Source organism: Agromyces sp. NDB4Y10, assembly GCF_001620055.1.
GTDB lineage: Bacteria > Actinomycetota > Actinomycetes > Actinomycetales > Microbacteriaceae > Agromyces > Agromyces indicus.
The window spans coordinates 1-16,602 of record NZ_LQGY01000007.1; the positions used below are offsets into that span (position 1 = coordinate 1).

Sequence of the window (16,602 nt, forward strand, 5' to 3'; positions counted from 1 at the left end):
GGGCGCACGAGCACCTCGCACCGCCCGCGCCCGCACCGGCCGAGCCGGCGCCCGCGCGGCTGCCGGCCTCGGCGATCGCCGCCGAACCGCCCGTCGCGGTGGCGCCGTCGCGCCCGGCGGAGCGTTACGACGCGGGCGTGCCCGTCATCGCGAAGCCGCCGATCCGCAAGCTTGCGAAGGATCTCGGCGTCGACCTGTCGCGCGTCACGCCGACGGGACCGATCGGCGACATCACCCGCGACGACGTGATCCGCGACGCGCAGCAGGCGAGCGTGTTCCGCAACATCCAGACGCCCGAAGCGCCGACCGATCGCGAGACGCGCATCCCAGTGAAGGGCGTGCGCAAGGCGATCGCGCAGACGATGGTCCAGAGTGCATACTCCGCGCCGCATGTGTCGGTGTTCGTCGACGTGGACGCCACGCGCACCATGGAGTTCGTCAAGCGACTGAAGGCCTCGCCGGACTTCGCCGGCGTCAAGGTCTCGCCGCTGCTGATCATGGCGAAGGCGATGATCTGGGCCGCTCGCCGGAACCCCACCGTGAACGCGCAGTGGACGGACGACGAGATCATCGTCAAGCACTACGTGAACCTCGGCGTGGCCGCGGCGACCCCTCGGGGGCTCATCGTGCCGAACGTCAAGGAGGCGCAGGCCATGTCGATGGTCGAGCTCGCCGCGGCGCTCGAGCAGTTGACGCTCACGGCGCGCGAGGGCAAGACGCAGCCCGCCGAGATGCAGGGCGGCACGATCACCATCACGAACATCGGCGTCTTCGGGATGGACACCGGTACGCCGATCCTCAACACGGGCGAGGTGGCGATCGTCGCCCTGGGGACGATCAAGCAGAAGCCGTGGGTCGTGGACGGCGAGGTGCGGCCGCGCTACGTGACGACGATCGGCGGGTCGTTCGACCACCGCGTGGTCGACGGGGACGTGGCGAGCCGGTTCCTGGCGGACGTGGCGTCGATCATCGAGGAGCCGGCGCTCCTGCTCGAGTGAGCCCGGGCTAGAGCCGCAGCTCGTACACCACCGAGTCGTCGCTGCGGGCGACCTCGGCGAGGCCGGCGTGCTCGAGCACCCGGCGGGCGGGCAGGTTGGCGATCTCGCACTCGGCGCGGGCGATCGCCGCCCCGGTCGAACGGATGAGGGCGACCGCCTCGGCGACGACGTCGCGGGAGAGTCCCTCGCCGCGCACGGCCGGCACCAGGCCGAAGCCGAACTCGACCGCACCGCGGTCATCCGGCGGCCCGAACAGGTTGACCCCGCCGATCGCGGCACCGTCCTCCGCTCCCCCGTCGGCGCGCCGCACGAGGTAGGGGCCGAACGGCGCGGGGTCGCCGTTGCGCTGCACGGCGCGCACGTACTCGGCGAGCAGCTCGGGTTCGTCGGTGAACGAGTAGCCGCCCTCCCAGCCGTCGAGCGGGTCGACGTCGCCGGCGAGCAGGCGCTCGGCATCGGAGACGGTGAACGGGTGCAGGGTGATTCGGGCCGTGGCGATTTCCACGGCTGACACTCTGGCACGGACCACCGTCCTTCGGGAAGGTCGTCCACAACCCGGCGTCATGATCCCGCGGCCGGTCTCGGCGGCCTCTTGGTTGTGACAATCATTATCAATAAGCTATCCTCGACTCATGCCCACCGCACCGAATCGTCGTGTCCGCCTGCTCGCGCCCGCCCTCGCCGCGGCATCCGTGACGCTGCTGGCCGGATGCGCCACCGGCGCCGGCGCGTCGGGCGACGGCACGCCGACCGTCGTCGCGACGACCACCCAGGTGGCCGACTTCGCGCGCGAGGTCGGGGGAGGGGCCGTCGAGGTCACGCCGCTGCTCGGTGCGGGCCAGAGCGCGCACTCCTTCGACCCGTCCGCCGCGCAGCTGCTCGCACTGGGCGAGGCGGACGCCCTCGTGGTCAACGGCGCCGGGCTCGAGAGCTGGCTCGATGACGCGATCGCGGCGTCGGGCTTCGACGGCACTCTCATCGACGCGAGCACCGGCATCGAGCTGGCCGCTACCGACGAGCACGCCGACGACGACCACGCCGACGACGCGCATGCCGAGGACGAGCACGCCGACGAGGCCCATGCCGAGGACGAGCACGCCGATGAGGCCCATGCCGAGGACGAGCACGCCGACGAGGCCCACGCCGAGGACGACCACGACCACGGCCACGACCACGGCGAGGGCAACCCGCACATCTGGACCGACCCCGAGCTCGCCGCGACGATGGTCGAGAACATCGCCGATGGCCTGGCCGAGCTCGACGGCGTCGACGCCGACGTGGTGCGCGATGGCGAGGCGGAGTACCTCGACCGGCTCGCGGCGCTCGACGCCTGGATCGAGGAGAACGTCGAGCAGGTGCCCGTCGAGCAGCGGCTGCTCGTGACGAACCACGACGCCTTCACCTACTTCCTCGACGCGTACGACGTGACCTTCGTGGGCAGCGTCATCCCGAGCTTCGACGACAACGCCGAGCCGAGCGCGGCCGAGATCGACGCCCTCGTCGAGCGCATCCGCGAGACCGGAGTCCGGGCCGTGTTCTCCGAGGCGTCCATCTCGCCGAAGGCGGCGGAGACGATCGCGTCCGAGGCGGGCGTGACGGTCTACTCCGGCGACGACGCCCTCTACGGCGACTCGCTCGGCCAGCCGGGCAGCGAGGGCGACACCTACCTGGGCAGCCAGATCCACAACGCGCGGCTGATCCTCGAGTCGTGGGGCGTCGAGCCTTCCGCGCTGCCCGACGTCCTGCGAGGATGACCGCATGAGCGAACCCGGTCCACCACCCGTGCTCTCCCTGACGGGCGCCGCCTTCCGGTACCCGGGAGGCGCCGGGGTGGCCGGTCTGCGGTTCAGCGTGCGGCCGGGCGAGGCCGTCGCCGTGATCGGCCCGAACGGGGCCGGCAAGTCCACGCTGCTGCGCGGCATCCTCGGTCTCGTGCCCCTCGTCGAAGGCGAACTGCGCTTCGGCGACCGAACGGATGCCGCTGACGGCATGATCGGCTTCCTTCCCCAGTCCGCCGAGGTCGACCCCGATTTCCCGATCAGCCTCGCGCAGGTGGTCATGCAGGGCCGGTACCGGCGCCTCGGACTGCTGCGCTGGCCCGGACGACACGACCGGGAGGTCGTCCGAAGCGTGCTCGAGACGGTCGGCCTCGCCGAGCTGGCGAACCGCCGGTTCGGCGAGCTGTCGGGCGGTCAGCGGCAGCGCGGCCTGCTCGCCCGGGCGCTCGCCTCCGAGCCGCGACTGCTCCTGCTCGACGAACCCTTCAACGGGCTCGACCAGCCCAACCGCGAGGCGCTCATCGACACGCTCACGACGCTCAAGGCCGGGGGAGTGGCCGTGATCGTCTCGACGCACGACCTCGAACTGGCGCGCACCGTCTGCGACACCGCGCTCCTCGTCAACGGCGAGCAGGTGGGCTGCGGACGGGTCGACGAGGTGCTCACCCTCGAGAACGTGCAGCAGTGCTTCGACGGCGTGGAGGTCGAGATCGACGAGCACACGCTCGTCGTCCCCGGGCACGAGGGGCATTGATGCCGGTTCGGGAATGCACGCGGGGGAGTGGTCCGCGGTGACCGTCGGCGATGCGCTCTTCGGGGCCTTCGCGCTGCCCTTCATGGGGCGGGCGCTCCTCGTGCTGCTCGTGCTCGCGGTCGTGGCGGGCGTGGTCGGCGTGCTCGTCAACCTGCGCGGCCTCGAGTTCGTCAGCGACGGGCTCACGCACGCGGTCTTCCCCGGCCTCGCGATCGGCCTCGCCGTCGCCGGAACGGCCGGCCTGGTCCCGGGCGCGGCGATCGCCGCTCTGGCCGGCGCGGTCGCCCTCACGATGCTCATGCGGGCCGGCATCGCCTCGGATGCCGCGGTCGCCGTGGTCCTCACGGCGACCTTCAGCGTCGGCGTCATCGTCGTGTCGCGCGGCAGCGACTACGCCTCGGCGCTCGAGGAGCTGCTCTTCGGCCGGGTGCTGACGATCGCGCCCGCCGACGTGCTCCCGCTCATCGTGGTGTCGCTCACCGCCGCGGCGATGGTCGGCGTGACGCTCAAGCAGCAGCTGTTCCGCGCGTTCGACCCGGCGGCGAGCCGCGCGGCCGGCGACCGCGGCCTGGCGCTCGACCTCGTCCTGAACGCCGCGATCGCGCTGGTCGTCGTCGCGGGCGCGAGCACCGTCGGAGCCCTGCTCGTGCTCGCCCTGCTCATCGTCCCGGGCGCGGCGGCCCGGCTCGTCACGCGGCGGCTGTGGTGGCTGTTCCCGGCCGCCGCGGCCGTCGGTGCGGTGAGCGCCTGGCTGGGCCTGGCGTCCGGTTTCGCCATCTCGGTCGGCGCGGGCGTCGACCTCCCCGCGGGGAGCACCGTGGTCGCCGTCTTCGTCGCGGTGTACGCCGTCGTCCTCGCGCTGCGCCTGCTGGCCGACCGGGCGACGCGGCCGAGGGTCGCCCGCAACCGGGTGGCGCCGGCCGCCGCGGGGGAGCGGTGATGGGGTACTTCGAACGCGCCATGCTCGCCGCCGTCGTCATCGGCGCCGGCGCCGGATTCGTCGGCGCCCTCGTGGTGCTGCGCCGTCGCACGTTCTTCGCCCAGGCGCTCACCCACGCGACCTACCCGGGTGCGGTGCTCGCCGCCGCGCTCGGCGTGAGCGTTCCGCTGGGTGCGGCCGTGGCATCCGTCGCCATCGTCGGGGTCATGACCGCGATCGCTCGCGTGCGGCACCAGGGCGCGCAGGTCGCCGCGGGCATCGTGCTGACCGGCGGGTTCGCGCTCGGCGCCCTGCTGCAGTCGATCATCCCGGGCCTGCCGGTGCAGCCCGAGTCGCTGCTCGTCGGGTCGATCCTCACGGTGAGCGACGCCGACATCGTCCTCGCGACGGTCGTGCTCGTGGCATCCGTCGCAATCGTCGCCGCCTTCGGGACGCGGATCGTGTTCTCGACCTTCGACCCGGCCGGATACCGGGCCGCGGGCTTCCGCGAGTGGCCCGTCGAGCTGCTCGTGCTGGGGCTCACCGCGGCATCCGTGGTCAGTTCGCTGCCCGCCGTCGGCGCCATCCTCGCCATCGCGCTGCTCGCCGCGCCCGCCGCGGCCGCGCGGCTCGTCATGCCCACCTTCCGGGGCGTGCTCGTCGTCGCCCCGGTGATCGGCGCCGCGTCGGGCGTGATCGGCGTGCTGGTCTCGCGCTACGCCGCGGTCGCCGCCGGACCGTCGATCGTGCTCGCCGCCACCGCGTTCCTGCTCATCGCGTTGGGCGGCTCCAAGCTTCGGCGACTACCCTCGAGGCGGGCTCCCATCCCCGTGGAGACCGCGGAGGACGCACGGATCGCATGAAACGCAACACCTGGCAGCGCGAAGCGGTGCGCGAGGCACTCGACGCCACCGACGGGTTCATCAGCGCGCAGTCGCTGCACTCGGCCCTGCACGCGAGCGGATCGCCCATCGGCCTCGCGACCGTGTACCGCGCGCTCGGCGACCTCACCGCCAGCGGCGACGCCGACTGCCTGCAGTCGCCCGAGGGCGAGGCGATCTACCGCGCCTGCAGCACGGGCCACCACCACCACCTGATCTGCCGCAACTGCGGGCTCACCGTCGAGATCGCCGCCGACGAGGTCGAGGCCTGGGCCCACCGCGTCGCCGGCGAGCACGGGTTCACCCGGGCCGCGCACGTCGTCGACGTGTTCGGGCTCTGCGCGGAGTGCTCGCGAGCGCTCGACGCCGACCGCTGACGCCGTCGCGACCACGAAATCCCTGATCAGAGGCCCAGCGCGCCCGCTCGGTTTGGGGTGCGGGTCGAAACGTGGATACGGTTGACGACGGTCCAGGACGGACCATGACGCCCAGTCCGCGCCCCTGATCCACCGGCTCACGCCGACGGGATCGGGGTCGTACGGTTCCGCGTGTGGCATCCGATCCCGATGACCGGATGCGCTGGATCGCGGCGCTCGCCCCGGCACCCTGCACCCCCTCGCCGGAGCTCGAAGCCCGCCTCCCGGATCGCACGGAACCCGGCCGTGACCATGAGCACGCTCCTGCGCCGGCCTCGCATCCGGTCGCCTCGGCGTGAGCGTGCAACGGAGTGCCTGCCCCCATGCTCGAACGCCGCACCGTCGAACACCCCGCCGCCCCCGCGGCATCCGTCGCCCCAGCGGCGACCGCCCCCTCGGCGACCGCCGACCCGGCGCCCGCCCCTGCGCCGCAGCCCGACCACGCGCCCGCCCTCGAGGTGCGGGGCCTGACGCGCTTCTTCGGCCGCCGGCCGGCCGAGGCCCTCGCCCGCCTCCGCGCCGGCGCGACGCGTGCCGAGCTCGCCGACCTCGGCACGGCCGCGGTCGTCGACGCCGACTTCGACGTGCGGCGCGGCGAGATCTTCGTCGTCATGGGCCTGTCGGGCTCCGGCAAGTCCACCCTCATCCGCATGCTCAACGGCCTGCTCGAGCCGACCGCCGGCTCGGTCACGGTCATGGGGGAGCCGATCACCGGCGTCGCCCCCAAGAAGCTGCGGGCCGTGCGCCGCGATCACGTGTCGATGGTGTTCCAGCACTTCGCGCTGCTCCCGCACCGGACCGTGCTGGACAACGCCGCCTACGGCCTGGAGATCCAGGGCGTGGATGCCGCGGTGCGCCGTGAGCGCGCCGAGCGCGTGCTCGAGCGCGTCGGCCTCGTCGGCTGGGGCGACAAGCTCCCCTCCGAGCTCTCCGGCGGGATGCAGCAGCGCGTCGGCCTGGCGCGGGCACTCGCGGCCGACACCGACATCCTGCTCATGGACGAGGCGTTCTCGGCGCTCGATCCGCTCATCCGCCGCGAGATGCAGGAGCAGCTCGTCGAGCTGCAGCAGGAGATCGGCAAGACGATCGTGTTCATCACCCACGACCTCAACGAGGCCATGTTCCTCGGCGACCGGATCGCGGTCATGCGCGACGGCCGCATCGTGCAACTCGGCACAGCCGAGGAGATCCTCACCGACCCCGCCGACGACTACGTCGCGCAGTTCGTGCAGGACGTCGACCGGGCGCGCGTGCTCACCGCGGGCAGCGTCATGGAGGCGCCCCGCGCCGTCGTCTCGTCCACTGCCGGTCCGCGCGCAGCGCTCCGCGTCATGCGCGACCTGCAGACCTCGACGGTCTTCGTGGTGGCCCCGGGCCGCCGGCTGCTCGGCATCGCCCAGGACCGCGACGTGCTCCGGCTCGTGCAGCGCGGCGAGAAGCGGCTCGACGAGGCGGTGCGCGACCTCGCGACCGTCGGCGTCGACGAGCAGCTCGCCGACCTGCTCGGCAGCTCGGTCGAGCAGGAGATCCCGCTCGCCGTCGTCGACGACCGGGGGCGCCTCGTCGGCGTCGTGCCGCGCGTGACGCTGCTCGCCGCGCTCGGCAACGTGCCGTCGACGACCGACGAGCTCGCCGCGGTGCCGCCCGCGACGGTGCCGATCGCGGTCATCACCGCGACGCTGCAGCGCACGGAGCCCGTCGAACCCGATCCCGTGCCCGGCCTGGAGGCCGCGATCGCCGCCCCGGATGCCACCGCGATGGAGGGGAGCCGCGCATGAACGAATTCCGCCTGCCCCTGGGCGACGGCGCCGAGGCCGTCATCGACGTCCTGACCGACGCCCTCGCCGGCTTCTTCGCGGTCGTCCGCGCCGTGTTCGCCGGGTTCTACGACCTGGTCGACCTCGTGCTGTCCACGCCGCCGTTCTGGGCGGTGATCATCGCCGTGGCGGCGCTCGCGTGGTTCGCCAAGGGCTGGAAGCTCGCGGTCGGCACGGTGCTCGGCTTCCTCGTGATCGTCGGCGTCGACCAGTGGGACAACGCCATGGACACGCTCGCGCTGGTGCTCGTCTCGAGCGCGATCGCCGTGGCGATCTCGATCCCGCTCGGCGTGCTCGCCGCACGCAACGACGTCGCCTCGCGCGTCATCCGACCCGTGCTCGACTTCATGCAGACGATGCCGGCGTTCGTGTACCTCATCCCGGCGCTGATCCTGTTCCGGGTCGGCGTCGTGCCCGGCATCGTCGCGACGATCGTGTTCGCGATGGCGCCCGGCGTGCGGCTCACCGAGCTCGGCATCCGCGGCGTCGACCGCGAGGTCGTCGAGGCCGGCCACGCGTTCGGCTCGTCGCCGTGGCGCATCCTCCGCCAGATCCAGCTCCCGCTCGCGATGCCGTCGATCATGGCCGGCATCAACCAGGTCATCATGCTCTCGCTCTCGATGGTCGTCATCGCGGGCATGGTCGGCGCGGGCGGCCTCGGCGGCGACGTCGTGCAGTCGCTCACGCGCATCGACGTGGGCCTCGGTTTCGAGGCGGGCCTGTCGGTCGTGATCCTCGCGATCGTGCTCGACCGCATCACGGGCGGACTCGGCGGGCGGGCTCGTCCCCGCACCGGTTCGCGAGCCCGGCGTCCGAAGCCCGCGACCACGGATGCCGCGTCCGAGCCCGCCTCGGCTGCGCCCGCCGCGTCCGAGCCCGCGACGACGGATGCCGCGTCCGAGCCCCCGACGGCTGCGCCCGAGCGCGCCGAGCCGGCCCGCGCCTGACCCCGAGACCCCCGAAAGCCCGACGAAAGGAACCCCCACCCATGCCGCAGCGCCTCACGCGCACCATGCTCGCCCTCGGCGCCACCGCCGCCCTCACCCTGACCGGCTGCTCGGCCGCCGGCCCGGCCGAGACGCTCGAGAACGGCGACGAGAAGGACGTCACGATCGCCGTGTTCAACGGCTGGGACGAGGGCATCGCCGCGAGCGAGCTCTGGAAGGCCGTGCTCGAGGAGCAGGGCTACGACGTCGAGCTCGAGTACGCCGACCCCGCCCCCGTCTACCAGGGCCTCAGCGACGACGACTACGACGTCACGCTCGACACCTGGCTGCCCATCACCCACGCCGACTACATCGAGCAGTACGGCGACGACCTCGTCGACCTGGGGGCCTGGAACGAGGACGCGAAGCTCACGATCGCGGTCAACGAGGACGCCCCCGTGGACACGCTCGAGGAGCTCGCCGCGAACGCCGACGCGTTCGACAACCGCCTCGTGGGGATCGAGCCCGGCTCCGGCCTGAACCGCGTCACCTCCGACGAGGTCATCCCGACGTACGGCCTCGACGACATGGACTACCTCACCTCGTCGACCCCCGCGATGCTCGCCGAGCTCACGGCGGCCACCGGCGCGGGCGAGAACATCGCCGTGACCCTCTGGCGTCCGCACTGGGCCTACGACGCGTTCCCGCTGAAGGACCTCGAGGACCCGCAGGGCGCGCTCGGCGACGCCGAGGGCATCCACTCGTTCGGCGGCAAGAGCTTCGAGGAGACCCACCCGACGCTCGCCGGGTGGCTGAAGGACTTCCAGATGGACAGCGACCTGCTCTACTCGCTCGAGAACGCCATGTTCAACGAGAACGACTCCGACGACTACGGCCCCGTCGTCGAGCAGTGGATCGACGAGAACCGGGAACGGGTCGACTCGCTGACCTCCTGAGCCCCCGTTTCGGCCGGTCAGGGCCGATCTGGTAAGCTCGACGTTTGGCTGGGCGCTTCCACCGCCCAGACCGTGGATGAATCCCCCTGTATCTACCGCGCGAGCGGAGGGGCTCGTCTGCAGACAAGTGACCTTGGGAGGGGCCGTCCGGCCCCTCGGTATTGGAGGAAAGACCAATGGCAGCAGTGTGCCAGGTGACCGGAGCCGTCCCCGGCTTCGGACACAACATCTCGCACTCGCACCGCCGGACGAAGCGCCGCTTCGACCCGAACGTGCAGAAGAAGACGTACTACGTGCCCTCGCTTCGTCGCAACGTCACCCTGAACGTGTCCGCCAAGGGCATCAAGGTGATCGACGCCCGTGGCATCGAGGCGGTCGTCCGTGACATCCAGGCTCGTGGGGTGAAGCTCTAATGGCGAAGCAGCAGGACATCCGTCCGATCATCAAGCTCCGTTCGACGGCCGGCACCGGGTACACCTACGTGACCCGCAAGAACCGTCGCAACAACCCCGACCGCCTCGTGCTCAAGAAGTACGACCCCGTGGTGCGCAAGCACGTCGACTTCCGAGAGGAGCGCTAGGACATGGCCAAGAAGAGCAAGATCGCGCGCAACGAGCAGCGCAAGGCGGTCGTCGACCGCTACGCGGCGAAGCGCGCCGAGCTGAAGAAGACGCTCGTCGACCCGAACGCCACCGAGGAGGCCCGCGAGGCCGCCCGCATCGGCCTGCAGAAGCTGCCCCGCAACGCTTCGCCGGTCCGCGTGCGCTCGCGTGACGCCATCGACGGTCGCCCCCGCGGCAACCTCTCGAAGTTCGGCATCTCGCGCGTCCGCTTCCGCGACATGGCGCACCGCGGCGAGCTGCCCGGCATCACCAAGTCGAGCTGGTAAGCCCGAGCGGCATCCGCTTCCGAGAGGGGCGTCCCGGATCATCCGGGGCGCCCCTCTCGTCGTCTGCGCGCGCGCTGCCGACGGGTCGCCGTGCCCCTCGCCGACGACGCACCGCTTCGGCGACATCCGTCAACCCCCGCCCGAACCACCCGCGAAACCCCGGAAATCCGCGTGTTTCCGCGGGACTCTGCTACATTCGAGGCGGCCTGAACGGCCACGGGGGCGATCGAAGGTCGACTCCGCGTATCCACACGACAGCTGTAGACACACAGCGAAGGTCCGAGGAGGACATTCAATGGCTGACAAGTCGCTCAACAAGTCCGAGCTCGTTGCCAAGATCGCTGCGGCGACGAACCAGAGCCAGAGCACCGTCGACTCCGTGCTGAACGGGTTCTTCGACGCGCTGGCCGACTCGGTCGGCTCGGGCACCAAGGTCTCCATCCCGGGCTGGCTCGCCGTCGAGCGCACCCACCGTGCCGCGCGCACCGGCCGCAACCCGCAGACCGGCGAGACCATCCAGATCGCCGCCGGCAACTCGGTCAAGGTCACCGCGGGCTCGAAGCTCAAGGCCGCCGCGAAGTAACTCGCGCGCGTCCCACGACGCACTCCGAGACTCCCGAAGGGGCGCCCGGTTCCATCCGGTGCGCCCCTTCGGCGTACCCGCCGCCCGAGTGCGCGGAACCGCGACGAGCGCGCGCTGCAGGCGCCGCGCAGTCGTCGCGCATCCGCGCGCTCAGCGCCCTCGCGCACTCAGCGCGGCCGAGGCGCCGGCACCGGGGCGAGCGGATGCCGCGGCGCGGGCGGAGCGCCCGGCGAGACGCTTCCCAGCCCGCGAGACGTAGGCTCGTACGGTGACCCGTTCCGTCCGCGTGCTCGGCCCCGCCGCCCTCGTCGCCGTCGCGCTCGCCGCGATGATCGCCGGGCTGGCATTCGGCGGGGGAGCGGACCCGTACCCGATCCAGGACCCCGGCCCGGTGGCGCGCTGGGGCGTCCCCACGGCGAAGCTGTTCGTGAACCTCGGCGCGGCCGGCATGATCGGCGCGCTGGTCCTCGCGGTGTGGGCGCTGAGCCCGAAGCGGCGCGAGTTCGACCTCGCGCTCGACGTGGCCGCGGCATCCGCTGCCGTGCTCACCGTCGCGAGCGCCGCGACCGGCGTGCTCACCTTCCTGCTCGTGACCGGCGCGCCGTTCGAGCTGAGCGACCGGTTCGGCGCGCAGCTCGGCCAGTTCGCCGCCTCGATCGAGCTGGGACGGGCGTGGCTCACGACGACGCTCGTCGCGGCGGCGGTCACGGTGCTCTGCTTCGCCGTGCGAAACCACACGGCGCTGGTGTTCGTGACCGCGCTCGCGGTGGTGGCGCTCGTGCCGATGGCCCAGCAGGGACACGCGGCGGGCACCGCGGGCCACTCCGAGGCGGTCACCGCGCTCGGCCTGCACCTGGTGTTCGTCGCCGCCTGGCTCGGCGGGCTGCTCACGCTCGTGGTGCTGAAGTCGCGGCTCACGGGCGACCGCCTGCCGATCGTGCTCGCCCGGTACTCGACCGTCGCGCTGGTCTGCTTCATCGTGGTGGCGATCTCCGGGTATGCGAGCGCGGCGCTGCGCATCGGCACGTGGGACCAGCTGATGAGCGATTACGGCCTCCTCGTCATCGGCAAGGTGGCGGCACTCGTCGCCCTCGGCCTGTTCGGCGCGGCGCAGCGGCGCGTGATGATCGGGCGGATGCTGCGACCGGGCTCGGCGCAGGTGGCCCGCACCGAGGCATCCGTCACCCGCACGTTCTGGCTGCTCGTCGTCGTCGAGCTCGCGTTCATGGGGATCGCGTCGGGCGTCGCCGCGGCGCTCGCGCGAACCGCCACGCCCGTCGCCGAGGAGACCTCGGGCGGGCTCGCGCGCACGCCCGCCGAACTGCTGACCGGCGAGCCGCTGCCGCCGCCGCCGGACGCGATCCGGTACCTCACCGAGTGGAGCCCCGACCTGCTCTGGCTGCTCGCGTGCGGGTTCGGCATCTTCTTCTACGTCGCCGGGGTGGTGCGCCTCCGCCGACGCGGCGACGCGTGGCCCGTGTACCGCACGGTGCTATGGGTCGCGGGCATGCTGCTGCTCGCGTGGGTGACGAGCGGCGGCGTGAGCGCCTACGAGGAGTACCTCTTCTCGGCGCACATGCTCGCCCACATGATCCTGACCATGGCGGTGCCGGTGCTGCTCGTCCCGGGCGCGCCCGTGACGCTCGCGGCCCGCGCCATCCGGCCGCGCAAGGACGGCAGCCGGGGCGGTCGCGAGTGGATCCTGCTCGCGGTGCACTCCAAGTTCGCGGGCATCATCGCGAACCCGATCGTGGCGGCCGTGCTCTTCGCCGGGTCGCTGTGGGTGTTCTACTACTCGCCGCTGTTCCGGTGGACCATGGAGGACCACATCGGCCACACCTGGATGGTGGCGCACTTCCTCATCACCGGCTACCTCTTCGTGCAGTCGCTCATCGGCATCGATCCGGTGCCGTACCGCCTGCCGTACCCGTTCCGGCTCGTGCTGCTGCTCGGCACGATGGCGTTCCACGCGTTCTTCGGCCTGTCGATCATGATGAGCTCGGGCCTGCTGCTCGCCGACTGGTACGGCGCGATGGGCTGGGGCACGGATGCGCTCGCCGACCAGCAGCTCGGCGGCGGCATCGCCTGGTCGATCGGCGAGATCCCCACCGTGGCGCTCGCGATCACGGTCGCCATCCAGTGGGCGCGCAGCGACGCCAAGGAGACCAGGCGCCGCGACCGCCACGCCGAACGCACCAACGAGGCCGAGCTCGAGTCGTACAACGCGCAGCTGGCCGCGCTCGCCGTACGCGACGGCAAGGGCGAGTGACGGATGCCGCCGGCTGAGGGTCCCGCGACCGAGCCGGTCCGCCGCATCGTCGTCATGGGCGTCGCGGGCGCGGGCAAGACGAGCGTGGGCGTCGCGCTCGCCGATCGGCTGGGGCTCGACTTCGTCGACGCCGACGACCTGCACCCGCCGGCGTACGTCGAGCGGATGCGCGGGGGCCGGGCCCTGACCGATGCCGAGCGGATGCCGTGGCTCGACCTCGTCGGCGCCGCGCTCGCCGCTGCGCGCGCGCCGGGGGTCGTGGTCGCGTGCTCGTCGTTGCGCCGCGCCCATCGCGATCGGTTGCGGGCCGTGGCGCCCGACACGGCGTTCGTCGCGCTCGAGGGAGACGAGGCGCTGCTCCGCGAGCGCATCGGCGGGCGGGTCGGACACTTCATGCCCGCGACCCTGCTCGCGTCGCAACTCGACGCGTACGAGGCGCCGGATGCCGACGAGCGGGCGGTGCGCGTGGGGGTGACCGGCGGGGTCGACGAGATCGCCGCGACCGCGGCATCCGCCCTCGAGCGGCTGGCGGGCCCCGGCGCTACTTGAGCTGGATCGCGATGGAGCCGTCGGAGCGGACGCGGGCCTCGAGCGCGAGCATGAAGCCCTCGTCCTGCTCGAAGTTGTAGAACGTGCCGTCGAACAGCGACTGCGCCTCGAACGCGACCCGGGCGACGCCGGGCGTGGGCGGCATCTCGAACGCGGCCTCGCCGGGCACGAGCGTCACCGCGGGCGATTCGACGATGGTCCAGACCGGTTCGGTCACCACGCGGTCGTCGACGTCGACGCCGAACGGGCAGCCGGCCGGCTTGAGCACGGGCTGGGTCGCGCACTGGTCGACCAGGTACTCGTCGACCTTCGCCTGCACGCGCTCGACGAACTCGTCGGTGGGGAGCGCGTCGACCCGAACCTCGGCGGGCGTGCCGGGCGTCGTCGCGAGCGGGGTCGGGACGGCCTCCAGCAGCGTCGACTCGTACCCGAACTCGTAGACGGCGGGCGCGACGGCGAGGTACGGCGCCTGCTGCGTGAACGCCAGCAGCTCGTCGCCGGTCTTGTTGGCGCGCGTGTCGAGTGTGAGCGAGCCCACGGTGAACATGGGGCTGTGCGCCGCCGTGACCTGCACGACGGTGAGCGGGCTCGTGGCGAACTCCCACCGGTTGAGCACGCCGTAGAGCGGTTCGATCGGCTTCACCTCGAACGTCGTCTCGACGATCGACGACTCGAGCCGGTAGCTGACGGTGACCGTGCGCGCGCCCTGGTCGCCGGAGGGCTCGTCGCCGAGCACCCGCACGTCCTCCGGACCGGACCGCAGCACGCCCGAGCGCAGCATGGCCGTCGAGACGTCCTCCGGCAGGCCGGCGCCCGCGAGGTCGGCGGGATCGAGCCGGACGCCGGGGGTCGCGGCGGCGCTCACGATGTCGTCGCGCGCGATCGCGTCGAGGTAGCGCTGCACGAACGCCGACGCGCCGTAGAGGCTCTGGTTGAGGCCGCCGAGGGCGGCGAGCATGGCGCCGCCGAGCAGCACCGAGAGGCCCGCCCACCCGGCGATCGCCGCCGGTGACAGGCGCCCACCGCGTCTGCCCGAGCTCCCCACCCGGCAAGTCTAAACAGGGTCGGCCGGGCGCCCGGGTTGTCCACAGCGCAACGCGCCCGTGAACGGATGCCGCGGCGGCGGGCGCCGCGCCCGATGCGCCGGTCTACAGTGAAGACGCCGACCCGCCGCGGTGGCGCCCGCGGCGCGGCATCCGTCACCCCACCCGCCCCGGAGGACCACCCGTGCAGCCTGTGACCCTGACCGCCGAGCAGCAGGCGGTGTTCCGGGCGATCGAGCACACGCGCGAGCACGTGTTCGTCACCGGTCGCGCGGGCACGGGCAAGTCGACGCTGCTGAACCACCTGAACTGGAACACGTCGAAGCAGATCGTGATCTGCGCGCCGACGGGGGTCGCGGCGCTGAACGTCGGCGGCCAGACGATCCACTCGCTGTTCCGGCTGCCGATCGGCGTCGTCGCAGACACCGAGATCGACCAGAACGACACGGTCCGCAAGATCCTGAACGCGATGGACACGCTCGTGATCGACGAGGTGTCGATGGTGAACGCCGACCTCATGGACGCGATGGACCGCTCGCTGCGCCAGGCCCGGCAGCGGCCGCACGAGCCGTTCGGCGGCGTGCAGGTCGTGCTGTTCGGCGACCCGTACCAGCTCGCGCCCGTGCCCGGCTCGGGCGACGAGCGGCGCTACTTCGCCGACACCTACCGCTCGATGTGGTTCTTCGACGCGAAGGTGTGGCAGGAGGCCGACCTGCGCATCTTCGAGCTGGGCGAGATCCACCGGCAGCACGACGACGCGTTCAAGCACATGCTCAACGCGGTGCGGCACGGCATGGTGACGGCCGAGATCGCCGGCGTGCTGAACGACACGGGTGCGCGGCGCCCGCTGCCCGAGCAGGGCGCCATCACGCTCGCGACCACGAACGAGACGGTGAACCGCATCAACCGCACGGCGCTGCACCGGCTGCCCGGGCACTCCCTCGCCAACGAGGCCGACGTGAACGGGGAGTTCGGCGGCCGCGGCTACCCGGCCGACGAGAAGCTCGAGCTGAAGGTGGGCGCGCAGGTGATGTTCCTGCGCAACGACACCGGCGGCTGGGGCGAGGCGCCGCGGTGGGTGAACGGCACCATCGGCACGGTCACGTCGCTCGACCGCGAGGTGCGCGTCGAGGTCGACGGCGAGGAGCACGAGGTCGAGCCGGCGACGTGGGAGAAGTACCGCTACACGTGGGATCCGGTGGCGAAGAAGCTCGAGCGCGAGATCGTGGCCGAGTTCACGCAGTTCCCGCTGCGGCTCGCCTGGGCGGTGACGATCCACAAGTCGCAGGGCGCGAGCTACGACACCGCCATCGTCGACCTGGGCTCGCGCGTCTTCAGCCCGGGGCAGACGTACGTGGCGCTGTCGCGGCTGACGTCGCTCGAGGGACTCTACCTCGCCCGGCCGCTCGTGCCGCGCGACATCATCGTCGACCGCGACGTCGAGCGGTTCATGTCGGGCGCGGCGCGCGACCTCGGCACGGCCGACGAGCTGCCCGCCTGAGCCGCGGCTCGACGCGGGCGGGCTGACGTGAGGGAGCGGCCGGGGGCGTCATCGCCACGCACCCCCGGCCGCCGTCGGAGCGGGTCAGTGTCGGTGACCCGGGTCGTGGGCGCCGTGCTCCCCGTGGGGCACGGCGAGTTCGCCGGCTTCGGTGGCCGCGAGCGCGGGCGTGGCGAGGGCTGACACGAGCGCAGCGCCGACCGCGAGCCCGATGAGCCCGAGCCGGGGGTGCGCCTCGGCCGAGGCCCGGGCGTCCGCGGCGGCCGTCCGTCGGCCGCGGCGGCGTCGCAGGTCGAGTGCGACCGACAGCGCGACGGTGGCGA

General features: G+C 72.4%; 18 protein-coding genes and 1 pseudogene. 16 read left to right on the forward strand and 3 right to left on the reverse strand.

The features are described from left to right. On the forward strand, window positions 1-998 hold a 998-nt coding region (locus AVP42_RS02200; protein ID WP_067945701.1), incomplete at its 5' end, for a dihydrolipoamide acetyltransferase family protein. Between the two features lie 7 nt (window positions 999-1,005). On the opposite strand, the gene AVP42_RS02205 is transcribed toward AVP42_RS02200, so the two are convergent. Further along, on the reverse strand, window positions 1,006-1,503 hold the full coding sequence (locus AVP42_RS02205; protein WP_067945703.1) for a GNAT family N-acetyltransferase: 498 nt from the start codon (window positions 1,501-1,503) through the stop codon (window positions 1,006-1,008). Between the two features lie 127 nt (window positions 1,504-1,630). Here AVP42_RS02205 and AVP42_RS02210 point away from each other — a divergent pair, with 127 nt between their 5' ends. From AVP42_RS02210 to AVP42_RS02275, 14 genes are all read left to right on the forward strand, one after another. Further along, window positions 1,631-2,752 carry a metal ABC transporter substrate-binding protein gene (locus AVP42_RS02210; RefSeq protein ID WP_067945705.1) on the forward strand — a complete coding sequence of 374 codons (1,122 nt, stop codon included), beginning with the start codon at window positions 1,631-1,633 and terminating at the stop codon, window positions 2,750-2,752. A gap of 4 nt (window positions 2,753-2,756) precedes the next feature. After that, entirely contained in the window at window positions 2,757-3,530 is a 774-nt protein-coding gene (locus tag AVP42_RS02215) for a metal ABC transporter ATP-binding protein (protein WP_067945707.1), read from the forward strand. Window positions 3,531-3,567: 37 nt separating this feature from the next. Further along, window positions 3,568-4,470, forward strand: coding sequence for a metal ABC transporter permease (locus AVP42_RS02220; RefSeq protein WP_231878510.1), 903 nt, complete (start codon window positions 3,568-3,570; stop codon window positions 4,468-4,470). Beyond that, on the forward strand, window positions 4,470-5,312 hold the full coding sequence (locus tag AVP42_RS02225; RefSeq protein ID WP_067945712.1) for a metal ABC transporter permease: 843 nt from the start codon (window positions 4,470-4,472) through the stop codon (window positions 5,310-5,312). The genes AVP42_RS02220 and AVP42_RS02225 overlap by 1 nt, the downstream gene beginning before the upstream one ends. After that, on the forward strand, window positions 5,309-5,707 hold the full coding sequence (locus AVP42_RS02230) for a Fur family transcriptional regulator (RefSeq protein WP_067945714.1): 399 nt from the start codon (window positions 5,309-5,311) through the stop codon (window positions 5,705-5,707). The genes AVP42_RS02225 and AVP42_RS02230 overlap by 4 nt, the downstream gene beginning before the upstream one ends. A 362-nt stretch (window positions 5,708-6,069) precedes the next feature. Beyond that, a complete protein-coding gene (locus tag AVP42_RS02235) occupies window positions 6,070-7,524 on the forward strand; it encodes a glycine betaine/L-proline ABC transporter ATP-binding protein (protein ID WP_082846928.1) in 1,455 nt (484 codons plus the stop codon). Next, window positions 7,521-8,510 (forward strand): proline/glycine betaine ABC transporter permease, encoded by a 990-nt coding sequence (locus tag AVP42_RS02240; RefSeq protein WP_082846929.1) that lies wholly within the window; start codon window positions 7,521-7,523, stop codon window positions 8,508-8,510. Before AVP42_RS02235 ends, AVP42_RS02240 begins: the two co-directional genes overlap by 4 nt. Before the next feature lie 41 nt (window positions 8,511-8,551). After that, window positions 8,552-9,445: a glycine betaine ABC transporter substrate-binding protein gene (locus AVP42_RS02245; RefSeq protein WP_067945716.1), complete on the forward strand. Its 894-nt coding sequence runs from the start codon at window positions 8,552-8,554 to the stop codon at window positions 9,443-9,445. 176 nt (window positions 9,446-9,621) lie between these two features. Then, entirely contained in the window at window positions 9,622-9,858 is a 237-nt protein-coding gene (rpmB, locus tag AVP42_RS02250; RefSeq protein ID WP_067945718.1) for a 50S ribosomal protein L28, read from the forward strand. Further along, window positions 9,858-10,025: a 50S ribosomal protein L33 gene (rpmG, locus tag AVP42_RS02255; RefSeq protein WP_021760158.1), complete on the forward strand. Its 168-nt coding sequence runs from the start codon at window positions 9,858-9,860 to the stop codon at window positions 10,023-10,025. Before rpmB ends, rpmG begins: the two co-directional genes overlap by 1 nt. 3 nt (window positions 10,026-10,028) lie before the next feature. Then, on the forward strand, window positions 10,029-10,334 hold the full coding sequence (gene rpsN, locus AVP42_RS02260; RefSeq protein ID WP_067945720.1) for a 30S ribosomal protein S14: 306 nt from the start codon (window positions 10,029-10,031) through the stop codon (window positions 10,332-10,334). 295 nt (window positions 10,335-10,629) lie between these two features. Then, window positions 10,630-10,917, forward strand: a complete 288-nt coding sequence (locus AVP42_RS02265) for an HU family DNA-binding protein (RefSeq protein ID WP_067945722.1) — start codon at window positions 10,630-10,632, stop codon at window positions 10,915-10,917. A 328-nt stretch (window positions 10,918-11,245) separates the two neighbouring features. Continuing rightward, the gene (locus AVP42_RS02270) at window positions 11,246-13,186 is read left to right on the forward strand and encodes a cytochrome c oxidase assembly protein (RefSeq protein WP_369798124.1); all 1,941 of its coding nucleotides are present in this window, start codon (window positions 11,246-11,248) and stop codon (window positions 13,184-13,186) included. Between the two features lie 3 nt (window positions 13,187-13,189). Continuing rightward, window positions 13,190-13,735, forward strand: coding sequence for a gluconokinase (locus AVP42_RS02275; protein ID WP_067945724.1), 546 nt, complete (start codon window positions 13,190-13,192; stop codon window positions 13,733-13,735). On the opposite strand, the gene AVP42_RS02280 is transcribed toward AVP42_RS02275, so the two are convergent. Continuing rightward, window positions 13,728-14,780, reverse strand: coding sequence for a hypothetical protein (locus AVP42_RS02280; RefSeq protein WP_067945726.1), 1,053 nt, complete (start codon window positions 14,778-14,780; stop codon window positions 13,728-13,730). The two genes, AVP42_RS02275 and AVP42_RS02280, sit on opposite strands and share 8 nt — an antisense overlap. Window positions 14,781-14,962: 182 nt before the next feature. On the opposite strand from AVP42_RS02280, the gene AVP42_RS02285 reads away from it, so the two are divergent. Then, entirely contained in the window at window positions 14,963-16,279 is a 1,317-nt protein-coding gene (locus tag AVP42_RS02285) for an ATP-dependent RecD-like DNA helicase (RefSeq protein ID WP_067945727.1), read from the forward strand. An 84-nt stretch (window positions 16,280-16,363) separates the two neighbouring features. Here AVP42_RS02285 and AVP42_RS16545 read toward each other — a convergent pair. Continuing rightward, window positions 16,364-16,602: pseudogene (locus tag AVP42_RS16545) on the reverse strand (hypothetical protein); the annotation flags it as partial.